This is a genomic window from Aeromonas sp. SCS5 (assembly GCF_001887375.1).
In the GTDB taxonomy this organism is placed as follows: Bacteria; Pseudomonadota; Gammaproteobacteria; order Enterobacterales; family Aeromonadaceae; genus Aeromonas; species Aeromonas jandaei.
This window is the reverse complement of the sequence record NZ_LFCS01000001.1, coordinates 1-12843: the sequence shown is the minus strand read 5'-3', so window position 1 is coordinate 12843 and position 12843 is coordinate 1. Positions and strand designations below refer to the sequence as shown.

Genomic DNA, 12843 nt, shown 5'->3' with positions numbered 1-12843 from the left:
TTGCTCGCTGAGTATCACTTCGCCAGGCTGCGCAACCAGCTGATCTCCTCGCCCCAGATGGACTCGTCGATGGTCTCGAGGATCAGCGGAATGCGATCAAAACGGTCATCGTTCATGATGTGGTGGAATACCGCCTCCCCCAGATTCCCCTCGCGCAGGCTGTGGTGGCGATCGACCCGACTGCCGAAGGTGCACTTGGCGCCGTTGATATGCATCCCCTTGAGATACTGAAAACCCACCGTGCGGTCGAACTCGGCAAAGACAGTGGCGCAGCTCTCGGCGGTGCGCAGATCATAACCCGCAGCAAAGGCGTGGCAGGTATCGAAGCAGATCCCGACCCGGCTCTTGTCCTCCACCCCCTCGATAATGGTGGCGAGGTGCTCGAACGACCAGCCGAGATTGGTCCCCTGCCCGGCGGTATTTTCGATGACCGCCGTCACCCCTTCACTGCGCTCCAGCGCCCAGTTGATGGATTCACTCACCAGCTTGAGGCTGGCCGCCTCGGGGATCTGTTTGAGATGGCTGCCGGGATGAAAATTCAGATTACACAGCCCCAGCTGCTCGCAGCGCTTCATCTCATCGAGAAACGCATCGCGGGATTTGGCGAGGCCATCGGGATCCGGGTGACCCAGATTGATGAGGTAGCTGTCGTGGGGCAGGATCTGCTCCGGCAGAAAACCGGCCTTGTCGCAGGCCGCCTTGAAGGCGCGGATGGTGGCATCCGACAAGGGGGCCGCCTGCCACTGACGCTGATTCTTGGTAAAAAGCGCAAATGCGTTGGCCCCGATGGCCTGGGCGCGGGCGATGCAGTTTTCCACCCCGCCAGATGCGCTGACGTGGGCTCCAATATATTTCATAACGTCTCCTCAGTGAGGAGCTATTATGCCGTCTCTCCCGATAGATGCCAAAACGCGGTGACACTTTGTAACGCCCTTCCCGACACGCTCACCCTGAATATGAGTAGGGGCGCGGTGTGATAACTCAATCTGGTCATGCCTTCTATCGGTTGAAATGGTACTTTTTGTATGGAGATGATATTCACCTGCCAGTTGCCCGTACAAGAGAATGGTTATAGTGCGCAAATTGTGAAACAAACGGACCCCATATAGCGTCATTTATCGTATTCATAGGGAAAACCAATAAGAGAATACAAGTAATATACTCCATTTCCCCAGGACACATTCACCTTGCCCCTGACTAAAGGTAAAACAATTAAAAATGTGTATACCCCCCCTAACTAATAGTGTCATCAGGCGATAAGCTGATTAATGCGCCCTTATACTCTCTAGTAGATAATTTATTTAATGAAGTAACCTACAGGAAGCCAATCACCACTATCTTTACTCAAAGTAATAGTCTCACTAGCAGATCCAGCATACTCAAACTTGGTAATAAACTGTATGATCATGTACTTCCCATCAGGTCTACCAGGAAGGCACTCTGATTTCTCCAGTGCAATCTCAGAACGTAGAACAACCATACCTAAAGGATGACGAAACTTGTCCAATGCATCATGCCATTGAGAGACAGAGAGCTCAGACTTGAATGCATTATCAGTTAATTCGTAGCTTTGGTTATAATATCCAGCATCAACGGTTTCAAGCCATGCTCTCGCTACTGATAGTGCATCATTTTCTTGAGCTGCAACAAAAAATGAAACCAAACAAGTAAAAGTAACAAGCCCCTTTTTCACCTTAAACTCTTTTATTATATTCGTGCATTCTGGGCAACAAGGAAGCCTCCTATTTAGGTCTGCAACCCGGTAGCACTTGGAGCAAGCCTAATGGCTTATCCCAAGAAACCGACAAATCCTGACGATGGTCAGCCTTGCGAACTGCTACAACAAGAAGACTCACAGGATTGCGTTGCTCGCTTTTTTAAAATGGAAATTCCGTAGTCCTTTTTCAGTTCTTCAACAACAGCTTCAAAAAATTCGGCCTTTAGCCTCATTTGCTCCAACTGTTGCTCGAGCTCCTTGATGCGCTGCTCAGCTGTCTGCTTGTCGAGATACGACATGACGTTGCTCCTGCCGGTTTTCCTGAATGGGTAAAAAGGCTAGTGCTTGCAAGCAGGCTAGCCTTTTCGTTCAGATCGTTCTGCGACAGTTTAAAAGTCTGTGGGATATAGTGCAGTCTACGTTTTACACCTGCCCCATCTTGGCCACCTCCAGCTTAAGAAGAAGGTATAAACCATACGAAGGGCCAGATATTAAATAAAAAATGTGGTCATAGGAGTGCGAACCCGATTATAGAACAGCTTCCCTACCATACTATTTGCAACTACCCTATGACCACCAAAGCCGTCGCTACGAAAATTGCCAGATTACCAGACCAGAGGAACCAAGGGTTGGCTCGACAAAAGACGTAGTGGCAAAGGACGGCACTACTTACATCTCGAGCACAGGTGTTAGCTCGATATCAAAAACTTGCGTTTCCATTATCTTGAAAATTATCAAGATTAGACTTATCGGCGCTAACTGTGAACAGCCAGATGCCTGTTTAGGTGAAATCTCGACATAATTTTCTTAAACTCTTTGATATCTTCTGCATGAAGCGTCAAAGCCCAATGGGCACGGTGTTCACCATAATCCAGTCCACCAGTGTAAATAATCGTATGATTTTGAATGCGTAGTTGGTTTCGATGAGCCTCCATCTGCAGGCCTATCTCAGGAAACCAAATGTGCAATGCTCCTGATGTAGTAAATGTAAATTGAGCAACTTGCTCATTTTCCCCTGCAAGCCTAAATGTCTTTTCAAAAACCTGGATTTGCATAGCAGCTCCTAGTTGTTGTCAACATCTAATTTTCATTCTATGCATTGACTACAATGGGATCTAGCCATTTAGGCTTCAGCACGTCATTATCAGAATATTCCGAATCAGTATGCGCTAAAATTAAAATAGTAAGACTAGCTTTCCATTATTTATATGATCTATTTTCCCAGGGCGTTTAGGGAAGGTGGGAACGTGACTCATGCTGAACCTCATCCACGAAACCGACGGGGACTCGTTCGATAAGAAAATGACTTGTTCGTATCTTCCCCCAATCACCCAGCCACAGTGTCATAACAAGCAGTGTGAAGGGATGAGGCGAAGAGTCTTTTTGGGGAGGGAGAATATGCCGTACATCAGACCCGAACTGTTTACAGCACCGGGATATTGGCACGTCTACCAAGAAAAGCGCAGCTGACACATAGAGAACCGTATCAGCTGCGCCATAGCTATGCCTCAATGCTTCTGATGGCGGGTGCTCATCCAGCCTATCTGGCCAAGCAACTTGGTCACAAAGACTGGGGTATGATCCGCACCATTTATGCTCAGTGGGTTAGCAAGGACAACCCTAATTACAGGAATGAACTGGCTGAAAAACTGGGTGTTGTTGACCCATATATGACCCACGAGCAACAGGCCAAAGCATAAGGCATTGAACCTAAATGGTTTTATGCCTTAAAACGGCATCTTGAACCCTGGCGGCAATTGCATGCCACCGGTCAGTTCGCCCATCTTGGTCTTGTTCTGCTCTTCCACACGACGCACGGCATCGTTGCAAGCGGCGGCAACCAGATCTTCCAGCAGCTCCTTGTCATCTTCCATCAGGGAGGGATCGATCTCGATGCGACGTACGCTGTGGCTACCGGTCATGGTGACCTTGACCATGCCGGCACCGGCTTCACCGGTCACTTCCATCTGGGCAAGCTGCTCTTGCATCTTCTGCATACGCTCTTGCATCTGCTGGGCCTGTTTCATCAGGTTACCCATTCCACCTTTACCAAACATATGTCGTCTCTCGTCTTGAAATCCGGCATCCAGCGCCGGGCTGTGGGCTTGTCTGTCCTAGATGGGGACAGCCAAACTGCTTTTCAACCGGGAGCCAGCTCCCGGCCACGGAATTTAGCGGTTGAGGGGCTCGATGCTCTCGTGATGGAGCACGGCACCAAACCGCTGAACTAAAAACTGTACGTTGGGATCCTGCTCCAGATCCCGGGTCACCTGCTCGCGTACCCCGAGATAAAGGCGGTGTTCGATCTCGAGGGGGGTCTCCTTGTCAGGCACCACACCAAGCGTCACCTCGACCTGCACCGGTTGACCCAGCGCAGGCCCGATGATCTCGGCCAGATCGGCGCGCGCCTTGTCGCTCACCAGATGGCGCTGCTCGGGCTTGAGAGTCAGCAACACCTTGTCCCCCTCACGCGTCATCACCGAGTTGATGGCGAGCTGGCGCAGCCGACCGCCTACCTGGGTGTGAGCAATCAGCTCGGCCCACGAGTCACCACAACCATTGAGCAGTGAGGAAGGGATAAGGCGGGTCGCCTCCCCCTCTTGCGGCTCCTCAGAGCTCTCAAGCTCGTCCCAATCAATGGTCTCCATCACTGGCTGGGCGAGCTCGCTCTGCGCCACAGGGGCAGCCGCCACCGTCGTGGTCATCGGCTGGGTCGCAGGAGCAGGGGCCACTGCAGGCTCAGTGACACTGCGCTCACCAGGTCGATAGCTCGGCTGCCCAGCCAGATCCCAGGGTGGCAGGTCGGTTGGCTGTACAGGCTGGGTAGCGGGAGCCGCTGTGCGATTGGGCGTACTGCGGGCAGGCTCAGGCACGGGCGAGGCCATAAAGCTCTGGCTGAGGTACTCCTCGTAATCCCCGTTATCACCCGCCTCGTCATAATTTTCGGCGTAGAGATCCACCGGCGGCTGCTCGCCAAACTGGACCATGGCGGGGCCACTCGGGGTGGCAGTTTGGCTGATAGCAGGCGACGGCGCACTCTGCGGCTGAGGTGCTGGCGCAGAGGCAACTGCCTGACGAGCTGGCGCAACTGGCACCGCCCGAGGAGCAGGAGCAGCTGCGCTGCTCTCTCCACGCTGGCGACTACGCAGCATATTGCGTTTGCCAAGCAGGCTTTGCATGCTCGATACCGCAGATACAGGTTCGGGCGCTTCCGAAGCAGATGCAGCCGGAACGCTATCCATCTGTACAGACGTCATCTGTGCAGGCGCCATCTCTGCAGCGGCCATCTGCGCAGTGTCGGTTGGTACCGATGGGTTCGGGTTTGCAGCAGCCCCCTCCCCCCAGCTCGCAGTATCAACCGCCATGCTGCTATTCGCGCCAGAGAGCGGGGCCGACTCGGCCTGATAACCCATACCGGCCGCCTCGCGCAGCAACTCATCCTGCTGGCTAAAGAGCTGGGCGGCTTGCGCCTCCTCTTCACCGCTCTCCTCATCCTGGCCGGTTACCTCGGTCGTGGCCGTCATGGCATCGGCAGAAGCAGTCTGTGCAGGGGGTGGAGTATGAGTTGCAGGCTCAGCGGCCGGGCGCTTTCCCAGCAGCGTCGGGGCTGCCCCCATCCCCGTGCTGGCCGAGCCAGTCATGGATGGGGGAAGCGCCGTCAGCGTGGCGGGGTGCAATACCTCGCGCCGTGGCGAGAAGGCGAGCATCCGCAGGCAAGTCATCTCCAGCGCGGTGCGGCCATCGGGTGCCCAGGGCAGATCTTTGCGGCCACCCAGCACAATCTGGTAGCAGAGCTGCACCTCTTCCGGGCTCATCGCCTTGGCCAGTTGCAGCAGGGAGTCGGCATCCGCTCCCTGCTCCTGCACGCTGGCAGGCAGCAGCTGCGCCATGGCGATGCGATGCAGCAACCCTTCGAGCTCGGCGTGGAGCTGATCAAAATCGGGGCCAAGGGTGGCGATCTCGCTGATCTTGGCCATGGTCGCCGGCGCATCCTGCCGCAAAATGGCTTCCAGCAGCTGGTGCAGATGACGGTGATCGAGCGTGCCCAACATCGTCAGCACGCTGTCGAGGCGGACGCTGCCGTTGCCGTGCGCCAGCGCCTGATCGGTCAGGCTCAGGGCATCGCGCATGCTGCCGTCGGCCGCCTTGGCCAGCGCCAACAGGGCGCGCGGCTCAAAGGGTTGTCCCTCCTGATCCAGCACCCATTCGAGCTGCTTGGCGATCTGGGTCTGATCAAGACTCTTCAGATGAAACTGCAGGCAGCGCGAGAGAATGGTGATCGGCAGCTTCTGCGGATCCGTGGTGGCCAGCAGAAACTTCACATAGGGGGGCGGCTCTTCCAGGGTTTTCAGCAGCGCGTTGAAGCTGTGACGCGACAGCATGTGCACTTCGTCGATGAGATAGACCTTGAAGCGGCCACGGGCCGGACGGTATTGCACGTTGTCGAGCAGCTCGCGGGTATCTTCCACCTTGGTGCGGGACGCCGCATCGATCTCCAGCAGGTCGACAAAGTTGCCCTGATCGATCTCGCGGCAGGTATCGCAGACGCCACACGGATGGCTGCTGATTCCCTGCTCGCAGTTGAGGCTCTTGGCCAGAATACGGGCAATGGTGGTTTTGCCGACGCCGCGGGTGCCGCTCAGCAGATAGGCGTGATGCAGCCGTCCCTGATCCAGGGCGTTGGTCAGGGCAGTCAGCACATGTTGCTGACCAACCACTTGTTCAAACGTATGGGGGCGCCATTTACGCGCCAGAACCTGATAGCTCATAAATCCATCATGCAGGGAAGACAGGGCATTGAGGCCGGATGCTAACACAAATGGACGGGAGGCTGTATCGGCTATCGGTCAGAGCGGGAGGGATCGCTTGAATTTCAAACCGATGCCCGCACGGGCACCGGTTTGGAGGCTGGCAACAGGCTGACGATAGCAGCCTGTTTATCAAACCGGGGGGCTTATTCGCCCGGCAGTTCAACCAGAGAGACCACCTTGACGCCAGCGGCGGTCAGGCGGGCATCACCACCGAGAGACGGCAGGGAGATGATGAATGCGGCATCAGCCACAGTACCGCCAGCGCGACGGATCAGCTTGACGGTGGCATCGACGGTGCCGCCGGTCGCCAGCAGATCGTCCACTACCAGTACCTTGTCACCGGGCACGATGGCGTCGGTGTGCAGTTGCAGGGTGTCGGTGCCGTATTCGAGGGCATAGGACTCCTCGATGACAGCGCGGGGCAGTTTGCCCGGCTTGCGGACCGGCACGAAGCCCAGACCCATGGCATAGGCAACCGGCGCGCCAAAGATGAAGCCGCGAGCTTCGGTACCAACAATCTTGGTGATCCCTTGATCACGATAGTGATTGGCCAGCAGATCGATGGTGGCTTTGAACGCCTCGGCATTTTCGATCAGGCTGGTAATGTCGCGAAACAGGATGCCCGGCTTCGGATAGTCGGGAATGGTCTTGATGCTCGCTTCGATAAATTTCAGGGTTTCCGGATTCATGGTTTGACCGTTTGTTTTTCGACCCAGATGGCCGTTTTATCTTAGTCTTCCCGCCAGCGGGAAATAAAAAAGCCTGTCACGCAAGAATGACAGGCCGACTCCATAGCATTATTGCCGCAATAGCTTAGGGACTTCACTTCTCCATTGCAACTGGCTCCAGCACCGGCAGGCGCATTAACCAGGTGAGCAGGATCACCATTATGAGAAGCAACAGCCCCCTGACCCATAGCAGCGGCACCACCGCCAGCGACACCGAGAAGGTGAGCAGAATGAAGATAATGGCGCGCCGCCGTGCATGCCGGCGAATACCGCGATACTGCTGCCAATCGGCAATGGGTGGGCCAAACCAGGGATGGCTTAGCAGCCAGTAGTGAAAACGGGGGGACGAGCGAGCAAACAGAGCGGCCGCCAGCAGCATGAAGGGGGTCGTCGGCAGCAGTGGCAACACGATGCCAACAATGCCGGTCACAAAGGCCAGCCACCCCAAGATCATCAGACACCAGCGCTGCATTGCCACCTCTCATCTCTGTTTATGGCTGTCTAGCCTAACAGAGTTTGGCTGATAGCTGACAGCGGGGCACAACCCCACTACAATCTGCCCTCTTTTTTCTCCTTATCTCTTCGGAAAGCAGTTATGCGCGTTATTTTGGCCCCCATGCAGGGGGTACTGGATCACCTGATGCGGGAGGTACTGACCTCCGTCAACGATTACGATCTCTGCGTAAGCGAATTTATCCGGGTCGTTGATCAGCTGCTGCCCGCCAAGGTGTTCTATCGCCTCTGCCCCGAACTGCTGCAAGATGGCAAAACCCGTGCGGGAACCCCGGTACGGGTCCAACTGCTGGGCCAACATCCCGAATGGCTGGCCGAGAACGCCGTGCGCGCCATCGAGCTGGGCTCCCCCGGGGTCGATCTCAACTTCGGCTGCCCCGCCCCCACCGTCAACAAGAGCAAGGGCGGCGCGGTGCTGCTCAAAGAGCCCGAGACCATCCATCGCATCGTCAAGGCAGTGCGCGACGCGGTGCCCGCCCATCTGCCGGTGAGCGCCAAAATTCGCCTTGGTTACGATGACAAGGATCTCTATCTGGAGAACGCTCATGCTGTTCATCAAGGCGGCGCCAACGAGCTGGCCGTCCATGCCCGCACCAAACGTGAAGGGTACAAGGCGCCCGCCCACTGGGAGTATGTGGATGCCATTCGCCGCGCCTTGCCGATCCCCGTCACGGCCAACGGCGAGATCTGGGATCGTCAGGATGCCCTGACCTGTGCCAGCGTCTCCGGCTGCGACTCCCTGATGGTGGGGCGCGGCGCCATCTCCCTGCCCAATCTGGCCAACGTGATGAAAACCGGCTGCTCCCACATGAGCTGGGCCGAGGTACTGCAATTGATGGTGAGCTACACCGAGCAGGACTTGGCCAGCGAAAAGGCTGACTACTACCCCAGCCGGATCAAACAGTGGTTCAGCTATCTCAAGCGGGAATACCCGGAAGCAGATCTGCTGTTTCAGGATATCCGGGTACTCAAAGAGACGGATCCCATCCGCGATGCCTTGCTGCATGCGGCCAAAAGCCACGGCTAACCGTCGTTAACTTGACTCATATCATCTTGATAAAGTTATCGGATCCCTATACTGCCCCGAATCTGTCGTCTGTCCTGTGGGGGATAATGTGTGTGAAATGACGCAAGCACAGTTGACTGTCTGGCGTAATCGCCTGCTGTCCGACTGGGCCCAGGTACGAGAAACGCTGATCGGTCAGCTGAAAGCCTGTCGCCGTGACGAGTGGGCCGAAAAGCTGGATCACTGCGAACAGGATCAACTGGTCGAGCTGACCAGCCGGCTGGACCTGCCCAAAGTGGAGCAGAGCGTGGCGCATCTCAAACGGATCGATGCCGCACTCTGTCAGATGGATCTCGGCCTCTACGGCCTCTGTTCCGACTGCGAAGAGCCTCTGGCCATCGAATCGCTGGAGCAGGATCCGACCCTGCAACGCTGCCCGCGCTGCGAAGCCCGCTATCGCAAGGGATTCCACGCCCACGAGCTCTGAAAGATGCACCAACCGGTGCATCCTCTCTTTACTGCCTCACTGGTGACACTGCCATTCCTGTCCAATACTCGACTATATGAGCCGGTTCGAGGGGATGAGTCGTGTACAGACTCTTGTTGTTATGGTGTTTATGCTGTCAGGCCGCCGCACAGGAGTCTTTGGTCGTTGGCTGGGGCGACTGGCAGCCGTTCAGCTATCGCAATGAACAGCATCAGCTGCAAGGGCTGGATATCGAACTGCTCAATGCCATCCTGCAGCGGGCTGACTATCAGGCTCGCTTCATCGAAATGCCCTGGACAAGGGTGCTGCACGAATTGGAATTTGGCACGGTTCAACTGGCCATGTCCGCCAACATCACCACCGAGCGTCAGCAATATGCCCGCTTCAGCCATGCCTATCGGGAAGAGGAGACGGTCATCATCGTCCGCAAGGAGGATGAACCACGCTGGCGCACCATCACCACTCTGGAACAGCTGATCAATACTCCCGATTTTCATATCGGTCTGCTCAAGGGGTTTGACTACGGCGAAGCCTTTCGCCGCCTTGTCGCTGACCCCAAGGTGAAACCTCGGCTACAGGAGCGATTCACCCTGGAGCAACTGCTCAAGATGCTCAACGGCGGGCGGATCCAGGGGTTTATCCTCGACCCGAACAGCCTGCAGGAGTGGGAGCATCAGGGTATCACCCTGAAGCAGCTCCATATCCTGCTGCATATCGAGCGCACTCCAGTTCACCTGATGCTCAGCAAGAAGAGCACATCGCAAGCCCAGCTGGATCGGCTCAATCAGGCGATCGACCAACTCAAGCAAAGCCCCGAATATCAGCAGATCCTGACCCGCTATACCTCTGGGCTACTCGCAGAATAACAGCGGGAGAGCCGATGGCTCTCCCGTTCTCTACGCTGGTTCCGTGAAATAACGTATCAGGAACCACTTCAACTGCACGACTGACCAAGCACAATGCCGGCGAGATGGGAGAAGTGATGGATCTCGTGAGTAGCATCGCACTCACCACTCTGTTTGCCCGGGTTATACCAGCAGGTAGCAAGCCCCTGCGCTGCCGCACCGGCAATATCGGTCTTGGGATTGTCACCCACCATCAGCACTCTGGCCGGATCCGGAGCCCCCATCAGTGAGAGGGTGTGCTGAAAAATGGCGGGATCTGGCTTGGTAACCCGGATCTCGTCGGAAATAACCAGCGGGGCGAACCACTCGCTCCAGCCCAGCTTGCCAAGTCGGCCTCGCTGGGGAACGCTGAAGCCGTTGGTGATGATGCCCATCTTCACCTTGTCCTTTAGCAGCTGTAGCGTCTCCACTACCCCATCAAGGGGCATGCTCAAGGCAACGATCTGCGCCAGAAAGGTGTTGTTCATCACCATGGGATCAACATTGACCTGCTCGGCAAAAAGGGAGAAGCGCGTCTCTTGCAGCGCTGTAGCATCGATTTCGCCATTGTTGTACTGCTGCCACAAACCGTGGTTAAGAGTGTGATAGGCCGCCATGCCAGCCTCATCCACCTGTACGCCATAGTGGCGAAGGGTTTGCTCCAGCGCCTGTGTCACCGGGAAATCGAGCAGGGTCTCATCCAGATCGAACAGCACCCAGTCATAGCTTGTCTTGTTCACAAAAATCCTTGTCATCAGTCAGGTTGTTCCATGCTGTGGCGCCCCGTTCTGCCCAGCGGACTGGCCAGCAGATCCAGCGTCAGACGCACGCCAAAGCCTGTTACTTCGCTTGAAACCACCCCGTTGCCTCCCTTGTTGCGAAAACCGCTCAGGTCAAAATGCAGCCAGGGAGTCTGCTCGGGGACAAAATGAGAGAGAAAACGGGCCGCATCGATATGATCCGGGGAGCTGCCCGGCGCACACTGCAACAGATCGGCCCATTCACTCTCGATGTTGTCGTCATAATCCTCATCGAGCGGAAACGGCCAGACCCGCTCTCCGCTGCGCTGCCCCATATTGACCAGCGATACCAGCCATTCGGTGCGGTTGGTAAAGACGCCGCTGTAACGGCTGCCGAGCGCCCGTTTGCAGGCACCGGTCAGGGTGGCGTAGTCGATCAGCAGATCCGGGGTATCCTGCGCCGCCATTGCCAGCGTATCAGCCAGCACCATCCGCCCCTCCGCATCGGTATCGACCACTTCGATGGTGGTACCGTTGATGGCCGTGACGACCTCCCCGGGCCGATAAGCATGAGGGCCGATATGGTTCTCGGCAATCGCCAGCCAGCAGTGAACTTCATAGGGTAGCTGAGCTCTGCTGATGGCATAGAGGGTGCCGAGGGCCACCGCGCTGCCTCCCATGTCGAGATGCATGCCATACATGCTGCCGGAGATCTTGAGGTTGTAGCCGCCGGAGTCGTGACAAATACCCTTGCCTACCAGCGCAATACGGCGCACCGGCTTGGGGGGGTAGTAGCTGAGCTTGACCATGGCGCCCTGATTGTCTTCCGAGCCACGGGCCACGGCCAAGAAGGCACCTGCCCCCAGCTCGGCCAACTGGCCCTGATCATAATGGAGGCAGTGCCACCCCTCCTCCTGCGCCAACTGGCTGAGAAACTCGCGATAGTTGGCAGCGGTCAGCTCGGAAGCGGGTAGCACCGCCAGATGGCGGGCCAACCCGTTACCGCCCGCTTCGCTGTAGATCCGGGCCAGATCCAGCACCACCGCCGGAGACACAACTACCTGCTGATAGCTCCAGCTGCTTTCATTGCGGCTCTTGCTGGTCGGCAGCGGCATATTGGCGGCGAGCAGGGAGGAGAGCACCAGCTCGGCCAGCACTCCCCGCTCGGAGGCAGAAAAGCCCTCGAGGTGAAGACCGACCCGCTCGGCTTTTAATCCGGACAAGGGCGCAATCCAGCTTCGCACCTGCTTGTAGAGGCGGTGATCCCGCTCCACGCTGCCCGCCACACAGACGACCAGCAGCAGGCTGTTGCCCTGCATCAGGGTAAAGGGGGCTTTTTTGCCCAGCGCCTGCAGGGTGTTGACACCCGATAGCTGGGGATGAGCCAGGATCGCCTCCTTCTGATCTTCGGCGATCAGCAATATCTGTATAGGAAGCGCCTGCTCGAGGGCCTGGACGAGAGTGGCATCCTGGCAATCGATAGCGGGAGGAAGATAGGTAAAGGGAGTGATCACAGGCATATACCTCATCCGTGAAGAGATACCTGATCATACCTAACAAACAGGCGGGACGACCAGTTTTGCCCTGAAAAACCAGCACAAACAACATCTTCACCACGCAGGAGTGATATTGCGCAATGTCTGTAGAGTATTTGGAAAGAGAAAAATTGGGGTGATGAAAAGTAGCTGAAAAAGGAAAAACAGAGAGGAAGTTGGTTGCGGGGGCCGGATTTGAACCGACGACCTTCGGGTTATGAGCCCGACGAGCTACCGAGCTGCTCCACCCCGCGTCCGAATTGTCACCCCAGACCGAGCAGATGTCTGTGGCGTTTGTCTGCCTTCGATGGTTTACACATCGCAGGTTGACGAAAAAGTTGGTTGCGGGGGCCGGATTTGAACCGACGACCTTCGGGTTATGAGCCCGACGAGCTACCGAGCTGCTCCACCCCGCGTCCGAA

General features: G+C 56.5%; 13 protein-coding genes, 2 tRNA genes and 1 pseudogene. 4 read left to right on the top strand and 12 right to left on the bottom strand.

What is annotated here, in order from left to right; all coding sequences use genetic code 11:
• Positions 1-14: 14 nt before the first annotated feature.
• From nfo to BS300_RS00065, 4 genes and pseudogenes are all read right to left on the bottom strand, one after another.
• Positions 15-857 carry a deoxyribonuclease IV gene (gene nfo / locus BS300_RS00080; protein WP_071909926.1) on the bottom strand — a complete coding sequence of 281 codons (843 nt, stop codon included), beginning with the start codon at positions 855-857 and terminating at the stop codon, positions 15-17.
• Between the two features lie 440 nt (positions 858-1297).
• Positions 1298-1693: a DUF4019 domain-containing protein gene (locus BS300_RS00075; RefSeq protein ID WP_071909924.1), complete on the bottom strand. Its 396-nt coding sequence runs from the start codon at positions 1691-1693 to the stop codon at positions 1298-1300.
• 179 nt (positions 1694-1872) lie between these two features.
• Positions 1873-1995: pseudogene (locus BS300_RS21450) on the bottom strand (IS3 family transposase); the annotation flags it as partial.
• Between the two features lie 477 nt (positions 1996-2472).
• A complete protein-coding gene (locus BS300_RS00065) occupies positions 2473-2772 on the bottom strand; it encodes a hypothetical protein (RefSeq protein WP_071909920.1) in 300 nt (99 codons plus the stop codon).
• Between the two features lie 384 nt (positions 2773-3156).
• On the opposite strand from BS300_RS00065, the gene BS300_RS00060 reads away from it, so the two are divergent.
• Complete coding sequence (locus tag BS300_RS00060; protein ID WP_071909918.1) at positions 3157-3417, top strand: tyrosine-type recombinase/integrase; 261 nt, start codon at positions 3157-3159, stop codon at positions 3415-3417.
• Positions 3418-3444: 27 nt separating this feature from the next.
• On the opposite strand, the gene BS300_RS00055 is transcribed toward BS300_RS00060, so the two are convergent.
• From BS300_RS00055 to BS300_RS00040, 4 genes are all read right to left on the bottom strand, one after another.
• Positions 3445-3774: a YbaB/EbfC family nucleoid-associated protein gene (locus BS300_RS00055; protein ID WP_041210739.1), complete on the bottom strand. Its 330-nt coding sequence runs from the start codon at positions 3772-3774 to the stop codon at positions 3445-3447.
• 114 nt (positions 3775-3888) lie between these two features.
• Entirely contained in the window at positions 3889-6486 is a 2598-nt protein-coding gene (dnaX, locus tag BS300_RS00050; protein WP_071909916.1) for a DNA polymerase III subunit gamma/tau, read from the bottom strand.
• Positions 6487-6671: 185 nt separating this feature from the next.
• Positions 6672-7217 carry an adenine phosphoribosyltransferase gene (gene apt / locus BS300_RS00045; RefSeq protein ID WP_033113563.1) on the bottom strand — a complete coding sequence of 182 codons (546 nt, stop codon included), beginning with the start codon at positions 7215-7217 and terminating at the stop codon, positions 6672-6674.
• A gap of 133 nt (positions 7218-7350) precedes the next feature.
• Positions 7351-7728 carry a DUF454 family protein gene (locus BS300_RS00040; RefSeq protein ID WP_071909914.1) on the bottom strand — a complete coding sequence of 126 codons (378 nt, stop codon included), beginning with the start codon at positions 7726-7728 and terminating at the stop codon, positions 7351-7353.
• Positions 7729-7851: 123 nt separating this feature from the next.
• Here BS300_RS00040 and dusC point away from each other — a divergent pair, with 123 nt between their 5' ends.
• The 3 genes from dusC to BS300_RS00025 all read left to right on the top strand — a co-directional run bounded on the left by dusC (position 7852) and on the right by BS300_RS00025 (position 10128).
• Positions 7852-8796 (top strand): tRNA dihydrouridine(16) synthase DusC, encoded by a 945-nt coding sequence (dusC, locus tag BS300_RS00035; protein ID WP_071909912.1) that lies wholly within the window; start codon positions 7852-7854, stop codon positions 8794-8796.
• 97 nt (positions 8797-8893) lie between these two features.
• Positions 8894-9262, top strand: coding sequence for an RNA polymerase-binding protein DksA (locus BS300_RS00030; protein ID WP_041210735.1), 369 nt, complete (start codon positions 8894-8896; stop codon positions 9260-9262).
• A gap of 158 nt (positions 9263-9420) precedes the next feature.
• A complete protein-coding gene (locus BS300_RS00025) occupies positions 9421-10128 on the top strand; it encodes a transporter substrate-binding domain-containing protein (RefSeq protein ID WP_239693778.1) in 708 nt (235 codons plus the stop codon).
• Between the two features lie 68 nt (positions 10129-10196).
• Here the strand turns inward: BS300_RS00025 and yjjG are convergent, their stop codons facing one another.
• From yjjG to BS300_RS00005, 4 genes are all read right to left on the bottom strand, one after another.
• Entirely contained in the window at positions 10197-10886 is a 690-nt protein-coding gene (gene yjjG / locus BS300_RS00020) for a pyrimidine 5'-nucleotidase (protein ID WP_071909908.1), read from the bottom strand.
• Positions 10887-10900: 14 nt separating this feature from the next.
• On the bottom strand, positions 10901-12400 hold the full coding sequence (locus BS300_RS00015) for a leucyl aminopeptidase family protein (protein WP_071910317.1): 1500 nt from the start codon (positions 12398-12400) through the stop codon (positions 10901-10903).
• A gap of 198 nt (positions 12401-12598) precedes the next feature.
• A tRNA-Met gene (locus BS300_RS00010) sits at positions 12599-12675 on the bottom strand.
• A gap of 85 nt (positions 12676-12760) precedes the next feature.
• A tRNA-Met gene (locus tag BS300_RS00005) sits at positions 12761-12837 on the bottom strand.
• Positions 12838-12843 lie beyond the last annotated feature (6 nt).